We start from the raw sequence: 12,889 nt of genomic DNA, 5'->3' as shown, positions 1-12,889 counted from the left end.
TAAGAACTTTTGCAAGCGTGAAGTGCTTATCATTTCCTTTCTTGCGGGTGCAAATATACACCCATTTTTAAAGTACGCAAACAAATTTTAAAAGTTTTTTTAAATCCTATAAAAACTGTCTGCGTTCCACCAGAAAACTGCTCAGGATCGGAGCGAAGCCGCGCTGTATATCTGCCGGAACATAACTGATGCGGTATTGGGCACAGCGCAGTTTAACCGCCTCAAAATAAGCGGTGACCACATCCTTATAGCTTTCCTTTACCGTGTCTGAAAACACATCAATGCGTTTGCCGGTCTCCACATCTTCAAAACGCTTGGGCGCATTATCAAAATCAAAATTTAATTCGGTAGCGCTGTCGTAGGTGTGAAAGAGTACAACTTCGTGCTTGTTGTATTTTAAATGCTGAAGCGCTTCAAAAGTTTTCTCCTGCTGCACTTCATTTTGAAACAAATCACTGAATAAAAATACCAGCGAACGCCGTTTCAGCTTTTCGGCAATAAAATGCAGATTGGCGTAGGTATCGGTCTTAATCGATTTGTTGGCATTTTCCAATACCCCATTGAGCTGATCAAGCAGCATATGATGATGCCGCTCGCTGCCTTTTTCCGGAGCGTAATACTCAAAATGTTCAGCGTAAATACTCAGGCCTACCGCATCGCGCTGTTTTTTCATCAACTGCATAATCGCAGCCGACGCGAGTACCGCAAAAGCAATCTTATTAGGCTTGTTGAGATCAGCCTGCTTTAGCGCCGGGTAGTGCATGCTGCTGCTGTTATCCAAAATCAGATGACAACGCAGGTTGGTCTCCTCCTCATAGCGTTTGGTATACAGCTTATCGGTGCGGGCATAGAGCTTCCAGTCTATGTGTTTGGTGCTTTCGCCGCTGTTGTAGACCTTATGCTCTGCAAACTCAGCCGAAAACCCGTGAAACGGACTCTTGTGCATCCCACTGATAAAGCCTTCAACAACCTGACCTGCGAGCAGCTCCAAATTATTAAATCCGGCAATACTGTTTAAATGGGTTTGAATGTCTAGCACTTTTTGAGTTTAGAGTTCGGTTTTCAGTTTTCAGTTCACAGTCTCAGTCGGCAGTAATTTTAATCACACTTTGTATCTTCAAACTGCCCACTGCTACTGCCTGCTGTTTTGTGGTATCAAGCCGTTCCCTTCGATACACCGCTCCTTGGGTCGCAGCACTCGGTGACCGGTTTTCAGTTCACAGTTCACAGTCTCAGTCGGCAGTAATTGTCATCACACTTTGTATTTCAAACTGCCCATTGCTACTGCCTGCTGTTTTGTGGTATCAAGCCGTTCCCTTCGATACACCGCTCCTTGGGTCGCAGCACTCAGTGACCGGTTTTCAGTTCACAGTTCACAGTTTACAGTCTCAGTCGGCAGTAATTTTAATCACACTTTGTATTTCAAACTGCCCACTGCTACTGCCTGCTGTTTTGTGGTATCAAGCCGTTCCCTTCGATACACCGCTCCTTGGGTCGCGGCACTCAGTGACCGGTTTTCAGTTCACAGTTCACAGTTTCAGTCGGCAGTAATTGTCATCACAATTTGTATTTCAAACTGCCCACTGCTACTGCCCACTGTCTTGTGGTATCAAGCCGTTCCCTTCGATACACCGCTCCTTGGATCGCAGCACTCAGTGACCGGTTTTCAGTTCACAGTTCACAGTTTACAGTCTCAGTCGGCAGTAATTTTAATCACACTTTGTATTTCAAACTGCCCACTGCTACTGCCAACTGTCTTGTGGTATCAAGCCGTTCCCTTCGATACACCGCTCCTTTGGTCGCGGCACTCAGTGACCGGTTTTCAGTTTTCAGTTCACAGTCTCAGTCGGCAGAGATTTGTTTTCAATCTGCCAACTGAGACTGCCCGCTGCCTACTGATTAAAGTATTCCGTCTACGATACCGTAATCTACAGACTCTTCAGCACCCATCCAGTGGTCGCGGTTAAAGTCTTTCATCACTTTATCATAGTCCTGACTGCAGTTTTCGGCAAGAATACGCGCGCTTAATTCTTTGGTCTTTAAAATTTCCTGAGCGGTGATTTCGATATCACTCGCCTGGCCGCGTGCACCGCCGCTGGGCTGATGAATCATCACACGGGCGTGAGGCTGTATAAAACGACGCCCTTTTTCGCCCACACTCAATAAAATACTACCCATACTGGCAGCCAGACCGGTGCAAATGGTAGAAACCGGACTCTTGATAGACTTGATTGTATCGTAGATTGAAAATCCCGAAGTCACATAACCTCCCGGACTGTTGATGTAAAACTGAATTTCGTCATTGCTAATCGCATCCAGGTACAGCAGGCGGTCTACAACGTGCCTGGCACTTTTGTCGTCTACCTGCCCCCATAAAAAGACTTTGCGCTCTTCAAGCAATTTAGCATCAATAATATCTTGTGGTTTTCCTTTTTTGGTTTCCATTGTTCTTTTTTATTTTCTAATTAAAGCTGTTTGGGCTTCGGCTTTAGGGCCCGTATCCCACGGTTTCCCGGTTTTTGAGATATGCCGGGCAGCAATTTTACTAACCCAGTAAATTTCGGAACATTTTTTCAGCCCCCCAACAAGTATACAGAATATGTTTGGGAAAAGCTTGTAAAAACATTCCGCTCCCGGCGGGATAAAAATACCACCAAAACCCAATAAAAAAGGCCTGACCCTGCGGTCAAACCTTCTTTATCTTTTTCAAATGCTTTGCGGATTATAGTAAACCGTCTATAGCTTCTGTATATACATTTTTAGGAGCAACACCTACCTGGCGGCCTACAACTTCACCACCTTTAAACATCAATACCGTTGGGATGTTACGCACGCCGTATTTCGCTGCAAATTCCTGATTGGCATCTACATCAAGCTTACCTACAACTGCCTTGCCTTCGTATTCTTTGCTTATTTCTTCAATTACGGGTCCTACCATTCTGCAGGGACCACACCAGGCTGCCCAAAAGTCAACCAATACCGGCTTGTCTGATTGCAATACCGCTTCTTCAAAATTTGCGTCTGTTATTTCTAGTGCCATTTTTCGTTATTTTAGTGGATTAAAACACAAAATTAGTCATTTATTTTTCCAAAGCTTACAAAAGCCAAATCAGATTTGGCTATCCGTTTATCACTTTAATTGATTTTTAAGGCTTTATCAGGCCAGCTTTGGGCGTGCCCCCGCAAAAGGCGGGGTCGGGCTGTACGCTATATCTTTTTTACGGCAATTTAAATCCGTTTGCTCAATTTAAGCATCTTGTAATTGCCGTAAAAAAGGATGCCGCTGCCATCCCTCACGCGGGCATTAGCCTTCCGTTCCTGATACCGTATAAATCAGGGCACCATAACTGGGGATGTTAAATACTCCCGTAAAAGGCTTGCCGTCTGTCTCGCGCTCCTCTTTAACCAGATCCCGTACCTCCAAATCTGAAAGGGCTTCGTCATAACCTTTCCAGTCTGCGTTGATGCGTAGTTTCCAGTTTTTATGGGTGTCAATGCCTATTCCATAGTCGGTATAATCCTGGTTCCTGAAATTCAAAATTACCAGCACCTGTTCTTCTTCAGCCCCGCCGCGTTTATAGGCCAGTACTTTGGTTTCCGTATTAAAATGGATGATTTGCAGGTGTTGCCCGTTAAGTCCGTTTGCACCTTCCAGCGCTCCGGTTCTGAGTCTGATGATATCGCCCAGCAATTGGGCAATGCCCTGATGTCTGTCGTGTTTGTCCCAATCCAGCGCTTCGGTATCCTGAAAATACTCGTCCTCAATAAACTCCTGCCCCTGAAACAGCATCGGGATTCCCGGTGCCGTCAGCGTAAGTACCATGCCCAAAATCGCACGGCGTTTCGCAAATTCGCTCTCCGCATCCCCCGGCTGAATTTCCTCAGGCACGCGGGCTTTTCCGTTGGCCACCTCGTCGTGCGATTCGGTATAGACCACCCGTTTAAACACGTTTCCGCTGTACGTGTATTCCAGCGCATCTACAATCTTCTGAAGATCACGACCGTCATCGCTGGTATTCTGCAAAACTTCACGCGCCGGGTGTACAAAATGCATATCCCATTGCGTGCCGTAGCCTATTCCGCCGTAGGCGATACCGTTGGTGACAAACTCGTCGCCCTTTAAATCCTCGGCAATGGTGAGCACTTTAGGATATTTGGCTTGTAATTCCTGATTGATATCGCGCATCATCTGGTTGCCTTCGTCAATTGCGGTATCTGCCCCCAGACCGCCGCCTTCATAGCGAATGTAGGACGTGGCATCCATACGCAGGCCGTCACAATGGTATTTTTCAATCCACATCAGGGCGTTATCGCGTAAATACTGGCGCACTTCGGGTCTGTCGTAATCTGGGCGCGTGTCTCCCCAGGGTGTTGTGCTGCGGTGGTCGTTGTAAAAGTAAATACCACCCTTTTCGTTAGCGCTCCAGCCGTCAAACTGCCACAAATCCACATCGCTGGGGCCAAAATGGTTGTACACCACATCCATAATCACCGCGATACCATGTTGGTGCGCCTCGTTAACCAGCTTCGCAAAACCGTCCGGACCTCCATAATCGGTTTCAACAGCAAAGGGCTGGGCGGGATTATAACCCCACGAAATACCCCCGGCAAATTCCGCCACCGGTAGCAATTCAATACAGTTGATGCCTAGTTCCTGGAGATACGGTAATTTTTCAATCACATCCTCAAAGGTGCCTACACGATCCGGGTCTTTGCGGTTAAAGGTGCCCACGTGCAGTTCATAGATCACGAGTTTATTCCAGTCGGCGATTTCAAAATTCTCATCATCCCAGTCAAAATCGAGACTTCTGATGATGCTGTTGCCGTTACTGTTTGTCATTTCAAACGCATAGGGATCGTTGCGAAAGAGCTTTTGCTCCCCGTTGTGAATGATGTATTTGTATTCATTGCCTTCCTGCGCATCTGCAGAGGCACCTGCCCAGTAGCCGTTTTCCTCGGCTTCGAGGGCAAAATCAGTTTCCTGCCAGTTATTAAAATCCCCGGTAACGTAGACTTTATCGGCGTTGGGCGCCCAAACGCGAAAGGTAGTTACCCCGTCAAGCAAAACGGCTCCCATTCCGGCCGATTTTTCAATTGTAGTTTGCATAATTAACAGCTTTATCCTGTCGAAATTACTAAAGCATCCCGGCTGTAACCACTTTGTTGTGATATGCTTAACTGCCAAATAAAGCATAAAAAAACCACCCGGAATGGGTGGTTCTCTTTTCTTATTGTCAGTCTGCCCCGACCTTTCGGGGCAGTTTGACATCGTCTTCAGGACAAATTCAAATAAGCAGGTTAATTATTCTGATAAATACTTACCGTTCCGGAAGCTTCGTGCGCTGCGATGATGATGTCTTTGCCGTTAGGACTGTCTTCTCGTGATACCGTGATCAGACCTTCCGGAGCCACATCGGTGTCGCGTTGCAACCATTGCAGGAATACCGGGGCAGCCGGGTTGGTCACATCATACACCATCAGGGCGCTTACCCGCTCCAGGCCTATGATTGCGATCTGGCGCTCGCCGGCTATATCCAATATTGCCGTTGACTCCGGCTCGGCACCCTTGTCGTCGCTTCTGCCGTCTTTTTCACCGTCCTGAAGATTGGTTGCGTTGTCTTCATTGTCCAGGTTAAAATACTGGGGTGCAAACTCCAGGTTTTTACGGGCGATGTCATCGCCGCTGTCGTAAACCAAAGTTCCGTTAGTATCCCAGATTGAGAACGAGCGCGCACCGTAGCTGTATAAAGCATCAAAATTCCCGTCGCCATTGGTATCTCCGTTTGCCGTTGTGATTTTTAGACGGCCCAGGTTTTCATTTTCCTGTAGCATCGCAATATCAAAAGCAGCAAAGGCATTAGGATCAAGGGTGATGTCTTTAATACGCTCCTCTTCGCTATACCCGTCGTAATCGCGGGAGTCGCCCTCGTTAGCGGTGATCAGATAGCTCATTCCGTTTGCGGTGAAATGCGATATCGCATCGGGCATATAAATCCCGAACACCGGCCAGTTTTTGAGTTCGTCAACATCATCGCGATTGCTGGCGTCAAGCATGTTTCCGCTTTGCGAAAAGTCTTTAAAGCCTAACGGATAAATGTCTGTAATGCTTGCCGTGGCGATATCGAGTTTGGCTATGCCGTTGTTTTCCTGAAGCGTGATCCAGGCGGTAGCCGAGTCGTCTGAGACTGCGATGTATTCAGGTTCTATATCCTGTGTAAAAGATGCGCCCGGGCCAAAAATACGGAAGCCTTCTGCTTCCAGACTGGCTTGTTGCCCGCTAAATGCGCTAAAACCGGCATTACGCACCGTACCTGTCGCCAGGTCGATCACGCTTACCGATCCTTCCGGATCTACGGTATAGGCATCGTTGGGTTCGCCTTCATTGGCTACCAGAATGTAGTTGCCGTCTGGCGTAAAGGTTACCATATCGGGCAGGGCGCCCACGGTATATTCGGCATCCAGGCTGAGGTCTGCGGTGTTGTACACGGCAATTTTCCCGTTGTTTTGTTTCACCGCATTTTCAATGGCGATGGCCAGTTTGCCGTCTTTTACGGCTACGCTGTTTACCGTTCCCACAGCCAAAAAGGAAGCTTCAAGAAGTACCGGATTTGCAGGGTCTGAAAGATCAACCACCGAAACCCCGTTTTTCTCGGAGTTGGTTACAAACAAACGCTGGGTTTGCGGGTCGTAGGCACTGATTTCGGCAGCGGCCTCGCCACCCAGATCCACAGAAGCGAGGTAGGTAAAATTAACCGTGGTATCTACCACCGGTTGTGTGGTGTCGTCGTCATTTTCACAGCCTGTAAATGCCAGCGCCGCCACGACTAAAGCGGAAAGTATTCTTTTTTTCATGTCTTGTTTGGTTTGAGGACGTGAAAATAGCGCGGTCGCAGGCAAGTATGGGTTTATACAGGATTACGGCTTTGCTAAATAAGCGTTACGCCGGGGCGTAAGTGCCGGTTGGGATAAAGTTTTGGTAACCTTGGGGTAAAGAAGGAGGGGAAGTTAAAGTTGTTTTTGGGCGTGCCCCCGCAAAAGGCGGGGTCGGGCTTTCCGTTTCAAGTCCTCACCCCGATCCCGATAACTATCGGGACGGGACTGCGGGCTTTACACTACAATCCCTCACGCGGGTAATTGTTTAAGATTTAAAGCACTCTTCATTATGGTACTTTAGGAAGTTTTCGTCAGGAAGGAATTTGGAAGGTAAAATGATTTCCTTATTATCATATTTTAAAAAATAGGTGTCAACTAATTTTTGCTCGTGATCATTAAAAATATGGCTAGAAATTTTTATCCTGTAATTAGGTAATATTGTTAGCAGTCCATTTTCAAAAGCTTTATCGTGTAAAGCATTTATAGCTATGCCATTTCTCGGATTTAATCTATTTCTTTCATCAACACTCCATTTCTTTATATGGCCAGCGATGAGCAGTTCAGGTATTTTTAATCCTGTTATACAGCACGTATTGTTATAAGAAGCCAAGACTGCGTTTCGAAAGAATGATTGATTTACTCTGGCTTTAACAAGCTGTTCTCTTACTTTTCCTTCTTTCGGAAGCCATTTTTCTTCTATATTATTTAGAGTTTCAATTGATTTGTTTTCGAGTTTTGCTCTCAGCCTTTCGCTTTCAAAAGCCAACTCGTCCCAATCATAATAGAATTCTCCCCAGATTTCCTTATCTAGTTTACTGGAGTTTGATGCTCCTTTAATTCCCCTTGCTTTTAAACTTGGATCAAGACTTGCAAAATTAACCAATTTATAAGCTACAGAACTTGCAGTTCTATCAATGAGTTCAGCAAGATGAATCACTTCTGGATTTGAGTTGTGCAATCTTCCAAATGGCAATTTGCAATACAGATTTATTGCTAAAATCAATTCATTTCGTGTCCAAAGTCTTTGTCCCTTTTTCATAATCTTATTTGGTAATCAGATTGGGTGACAAACTCTTTAGAACAGGAGATATTAATACAGGCATGAACTTGTGTAGAATATTTTGTGTGGGAGAGGTCTAATAAAATTTTAGTCCTAACTCCACAACGAGGACAGGTGGTAGGCTGGTCACCGTAAATAATTACATCTTCGTAGTTAGGCATAAAGTTTTCTAATAGAACTCATTGAGCATAAAAATACTTAATTCTCATCCAGTTCTATGATGTACATAGTTTCTTTATTTTAAATCTTCGATACCCAGCCTCAAGTAAACTTGGCATAACGTAAATACGTCAAAAAATGCGTTAGGGATAGCAGCGTAAATCCTGTCCCGATCACGATAATTATCGGGATCGGGACAGATTGCAGCGAATAGCCTGACCCCGCCCAAAGCGGGGGAACGCCCAAATTATCTTTACAGTTAATTCAATTTAAAACTAAAGCGTTGCGCATTTAGCTCGTGCAACAGGGCGCTGCTTATTTTTACCTTTTTCTTTCTGCTGGGCATTTGCAAGGCGATTTTTTCGTCGCTTTCAAACACGTAAAAATGCAAATTATGATCGCCGCGGTGGTTAAAAAGGGTTTCGCGAAGCTGCTCTATACGGGCACTTTGCACTTCTTTTAAATCAAGGTTGATCGTGAGTTTTTTGCTAAAGGTCTCCATCACATCCTGCAGCTGCATAAAGTTGTTGAACTGCAAACGCGGTTCACCTTTTTTGCCGGTATCGCGGTTCGTCCATCCCTCGCGTACAAACACACGCATATGCACAAAGGAGTTGGGGATTAGGAAATGCCTGAACTTAAGGTACTCCTCGCCAAACATCCTAAACTCAAAAGACTCGTCAAAATCTTCTACCGTAAAGGCGGCCCAGCCTTTGCCGTTTTTGGAAACCCGGTGCTGCACGTCGCTAATCACCCCGCCAATGGTGAGTTCGCGGTTGAGGTGCTGCTCCAGATTGTTAAAATCACTGATTTTACCGTTGCAAAAGTTTTCCATTTCCAGTTTAAAATCATCGAGCGGGTGGCCCGAAATGTAGATACCCACCACTTCTTTCTCGCGGCGCAGTTTTTCCATCGTGCCCCATTCTTCGCAGGGCGGCACAAGGGGCTCGGGGATCTGCACTTCGCTGGCTTCGCCAAAAAGACTTACCTGAGCCGAGTTTTCATTTTCCTGAAACTTGGCTCCGTATTTTACCGCTTTCTCCAAAAAGGTGATACCGTCGCCCTCATCTTTAAAATACTGTGCGCGGTGGGTCGCGGTAAAGCTGTCAAAGCCCCCGGCAAGCGCGAGGCTTTCAAAGGCTTTTTTATTGGCTGCCCGCAGGTCAATGCGTTTCGCAAGGTCAAAAACCGAGCGATACGGACCGTCTTTCCGGTTTTCAACAATGGTTTGTACGGCATTACCGCCCACACCTTTAACGGCTCCCATCCCAAAACGGATGGCGCCGCGGTCGTTTACGGTAAATTTTCTAAAGGATTCGTTGACATCAGGTCCCAAAACCTCGAGCCCCATACGCTTACATTCTTCCATAAAGAAGGTGACCTGCTTGATGTCGTTCATATTGTTTGACAGTACCGCCGCCATATATTCGGCAGGGTAGTGGGCCTTGCAATAGGCGGTCTGGTAGGCAATCCACGCGTAGCAGGTAGAGTGCGACTTGTTAAAAGCGTAGGCTGCAAAAGCTTCCCAGTCTTTCCAGATTTTCTCGAGGATTTCACGCGGATGCCCGTTTTTCTCCCCACCATCGAGAAACTGGGGTTTTAATTTTTCAAGCAGGGCGAAAATCTTTTTACCCATCGCCTTCCGCAACACGTCGGCATCACCTTTACTGAAGCCTGCCAGACTCTGCGACAGGAGCATCACCTGCTCCTGGTATACCGTGATCCCGTAGGTTTCTTCCAGATATTCCTGCATCGCGGGCAGGTCGTACTGAATCTCTTCTTCCCCGTGTTTCCGCGCGATAAAGCTGGGGATGTATTCCATAGGTCCCGGGCGGTACAGCGCGTTCATCGCAATAAGATCTTCAAACACGGTGGGCTTTAAAGCCTGCATGTGTTTCTGCATTCCGGGCGATTCGTATTGGAATATACCTACCGTATCCCCGCGTTGAAAGAGTTCGTAGGTCTTTTGATCATCAAGCGGGAAGTTATCGGGATCGAGGTCGATGCCGTGCTTGTGCTTCACCAGTTTTACGGTGTCTTTAATCAGCGTAAGGGTCTTCAGACCCAGGAAGTCCATTTTTAGTAGACCCGCTTCTTCCACGACCGAGTTGTCAAACTGGGTGACGTAGAGGTCTGAATCTTTTGCGGTAGAAACGGGAACGAAATTGGTAATATCATCGGGTGTGATGATCACCCCGCAGGCGTGAATCCCCGTGTTACGCACCGAACCTTCCAGTTGGCGCGCCTGGCGCAGGGTTTGCCCCTCCAGGTCATCACCTTCGGCAAGGTTGAGCAGTTCGTTTACTTTGACCAGATCGTCTGAACGGAATTTCTTCTTAAGGTCAGCCTCACTTTGCCCGAATATTTTCGCCAGCTTAGACATATTAGGGATCAGCTTGGCGATGCGGTCTGCATCACCCAGTGGCAGATCGAGAACCCTTGCGGTATCGCGAATAGACGACTTGGCCGCCATGGTACCGTAGGTGATGATCTGCGCCACCTGATTGGCCCCGTACTTATTGATCACATAATCCATAACCCGGCTGCGGCCCTCGTCATCAAAATCGATATCAATATCGGGCATACTCACCCGGTCCGGATTGAGGAAACGCTCAAACAGCAGGTCGTACTTGATCGGGTCAATGTTTGTAATCCCCAGACAGTAGGCCACGGCAGAACCGGCAGCCGAACCCCGGCCGGGACCTACCGATACATCCATATTACGCGCCTCGCGGATAAAGTCTTCCACGATAAGGAAATATCCCGGGTAACCCGTGTTTTCGATAACGCTCAGCTCAAAGTCAAGACGTTCCCTGATTTCGGGGGTGATTTCTTTATAGCGTTTTTTGGCACCTTCATAGGTGATGTGCGCCAGGTATTTGTTTTCCCCGCGCTTGCCGCCATCCAGTTTATCTTCTTCAAACTGAAATTCTTCGGGAATCTTAAAGGCAGGTAAGAGTACGTCGCGCGCCAGTTCAAAGGCTTCGATCTTATCAACCACTTCCGAAACATTGCTGATGGCTTCGGGCAAATCGGTAAACAGGGCTTTCATCTCGTCTGCCGATTTGAAGTAATATTCTTCATTATCAAGCCCAAAACGATAGCCGCGCCCACGACCTTTTGGTGTTGCCACCTTTTCACCATCCTTTACGCAAAGCAGAATATCGTGCGCCGTAGCGTCTTCCTTACTGATGTAGAAGGTGTTGTTTGTAGCAACCAGTTTGACGTTGTGTTTTTTGGAAAACTCCACCAAAGTCAGATTTACCCGGTCTTCATCTTCCTGACCATGGCGCATCACCTCGATGTAGAGGTCGTCGCCAAAGGTTTCCTTCCACCAAAGCAGGGCTTCTTCGGCTTGTTTTTCGCCCACATTCAGCACTTTGCCCGGTACTTCCCCATAAAGGTTACCGGTAAGTACGATGAGGTCCTCTTTATAACGCTCTACAATGCTTCGGTCTATACGCGGCACGTAGTAAAACCCGTCTGTGTAGGCGATAGAGGCCATTTTGGCCAGATTGTGATAGCCTTTTTTGTTTTTGGCCAAAAATACAATCTGATAGCCGTTGTCTTTTTGACTTTTATTGGTGTGGTCTTCGCAGACGTTAAGCTCAATCCCTACAATGGGTTTGATGATGGTTTCGGTGGGTGTTTCGCCCGCTTCTTCCAGTTGTTTGTTTTTTGCAACGGCAGCCTTGTTATGGGCACTGAGTGCTTTCACAAAGTGGAAAGCCCCCATCATATTGCCCATATCGCTCAGGGCAACTGCAGGCATTTTTTGGCTTTTGGCCGCTGCCACCAGATCGTGAACGCTGGAGGTAGACTGAAGGATGGAAAACTGGGAATGGTTGTGCAGGTGTACAAAATCTACCTTGGCCAGCTGCTCCTTGTTTTCCTTAATTTCTTCCCTCGAAATATCGGCCTGATCTGCTTTTTGTAGGGTTTTGCGTATTTCTTTGGAAGCTTTTTTCAGGTTGATGTGCTTCAGCCCGATGAATTCTATAGGCTGTGGATTCTCCCTGTCAAACTTCTCAAAGTATCCCGCAGGAACATCAAGTTGTTCCTGGGTGAAAATGCGACGGCGTACCAGTTCAAAGAAGCAACGCGTGGTTGCCTCAACGTCTGCGGTGGCGTTGTGCGCTTCAGCAAAAGGCTGATTAAACAGGTACTGGTGCAGTTCGGTTAGGGTAGGGAGTTTAAAACGGCCCCCACGCCCGCCGGGAATCTGGCAAAGTTGTGCGGTGGTTTCGGTACAGGTGTCGAGAACCGGCAATTCCTGCAGCTGGTTAGCCACGTCAAGCCGGTGAAACTCTGCACCCATGATATTCACGTCAAAGCCTACATTCTGACCTACCACAAATTTGGTTTTTTCTAAGGCTGTTTTAAATTTTCCCAGGACTTCTCCTAAAGGCAAGCCGTCGCGCTGGGCGAGCTCGGTAGAAATACCGTGTATACGCTCGGCATCAAAGGGAATGTCAAAACCATCGGGACGAATTAAGTAATCCTGATGCTCGATACAGTTACCCATATCGTCGTGCAGTTGCCATGCGATCTGTATGGCGCGGGGCCAGTTATCAGAATCGGTGATGGGCGCATTCCAGTCTTTGGGTAAGCCGGTGGTTTCAGTATCAAATATGAGGTACATCGCTGATTGTGTTTGAGTTGTCCCGATGTTTCGGGGATGAAATTTTTTCGCGAAAGCGAAAACTGCTAAACGTTTAAAATTATAGAAATGCCTTCGCTTTATAAAGGAATCTTCTCAGCAGTTATCAACGGATTTAGACGAAACAAAAAAACAGC

Annotated in this window: 7 protein-coding genes; all 7 read right to left on the bottom strand. The window is 47.0% G+C overall.

What is annotated here, in order from left to right; translation table 11 throughout:
• Nucleotides 1-106: 106 nt before the first annotated feature.
• The 7 genes from LLW17_RS04605 to dnaE all read right to left on the bottom strand — a co-directional run bounded on the left by LLW17_RS04605 (nucleotide 107) and on the right by dnaE (nucleotide 12,734).
• Complete coding sequence (locus tag LLW17_RS04605; protein ID WP_228229089.1) at nucleotides 107-1,039, bottom strand: DUF58 domain-containing protein; 933 nt, start codon at nucleotides 1,037-1,039, stop codon at nucleotides 107-109.
• A gap of 860 nt (nucleotides 1,040-1,899) precedes the next feature.
• On the bottom strand, nucleotides 1,900-2,445 hold the full coding sequence (locus tag LLW17_RS04600) for a ClpP family protease (protein WP_228229088.1): 546 nt from the start codon (nucleotides 2,443-2,445) through the stop codon (nucleotides 1,900-1,902).
• A 277-nt stretch (nucleotides 2,446-2,722) separates the two neighbouring features.
• Nucleotides 2,723-3,040, bottom strand: a complete 318-nt coding sequence (trxA, locus tag LLW17_RS04595) for a thioredoxin (protein ID WP_099645772.1) — start codon at nucleotides 3,038-3,040, stop codon at nucleotides 2,723-2,725.
• Between the two features lie 264 nt (nucleotides 3,041-3,304).
• Nucleotides 3,305-5,107 (bottom strand): alpha-amylase family glycosyl hydrolase, encoded by a 1,803-nt coding sequence (locus LLW17_RS04590; RefSeq protein ID WP_228229087.1) that lies wholly within the window; start codon nucleotides 5,105-5,107, stop codon nucleotides 3,305-3,307.
• 191 nt (nucleotides 5,108-5,298) lie between these two features.
• On the bottom strand, nucleotides 5,299-6,852 hold the full coding sequence (locus tag LLW17_RS04585) for a choice-of-anchor I family protein (protein ID WP_228229086.1): 1,554 nt from the start codon (nucleotides 6,850-6,852) through the stop codon (nucleotides 5,299-5,301).
• 286 nt (nucleotides 6,853-7,138) lie between these two features.
• Nucleotides 7,139-7,912, bottom strand: a complete 774-nt coding sequence (locus LLW17_RS04580; RefSeq protein WP_228229085.1) for an HNH endonuclease — start codon at nucleotides 7,910-7,912, stop codon at nucleotides 7,139-7,141.
• A 439-nt stretch (nucleotides 7,913-8,351) separates the two neighbouring features.
• Entirely contained in the window at nucleotides 8,352-12,734 is a 4,383-nt protein-coding gene (dnaE, locus tag LLW17_RS04575; protein ID WP_228229084.1) for a DNA polymerase III subunit alpha, read from the bottom strand.
• Nucleotides 12,735-12,889 lie beyond the last annotated feature (155 nt).

It is taken from the genome of Leeuwenhoekiella parthenopeia, assembly GCF_020782115.1.
GTDB classification, from domain to species: Bacteria; Bacteroidota; Bacteroidia; order Flavobacteriales; family Flavobacteriaceae; genus Leeuwenhoekiella; species Leeuwenhoekiella parthenopeia.
The sequence above is the reverse complement of the archived record's forward strand: the minus strand, read 5'-3'. Positions and strand labels throughout refer to the sequence as shown.

Coding starts and splice junctions, on each gene's coding strand:
- LLW17_RS04600 (WP_228229088.1), bottom strand. CDS start 2,445: ATGGAAACCAAAAAAGGAAAACCACAAGATATTATTGATGCTAAATTG.
- trxA (WP_099645772.1), bottom strand. CDS start 3,040: ATGGCACTAGAAATAACAGACGCAAATTTTGAAGAAGCGGTATTGCAA.
- LLW17_RS04590 (WP_228229087.1), bottom strand. CDS start 5,107: ATGCAAACTACAATTGAAAAATCGGCCGGAATGGGAGCCGTTTTGCTT.
- LLW17_RS04585 (WP_228229086.1), bottom strand. CDS start 6,852: ATGAAAAAAAGAATACTTTCCGCTTTAGTCGTGGCGGCGCTGGCATTT.
- LLW17_RS04580 (WP_228229085.1), bottom strand. CDS start 7,912: ATGAAAAAGGGACAAAGACTTTGGACACGAAATGAATTGATTTTAGCA.
- dnaE (WP_228229084.1), bottom strand. CDS start 12,734: ATGTACCTCATATTTGATACTGAAACCACCGGCTTACCCAAAGACTGG.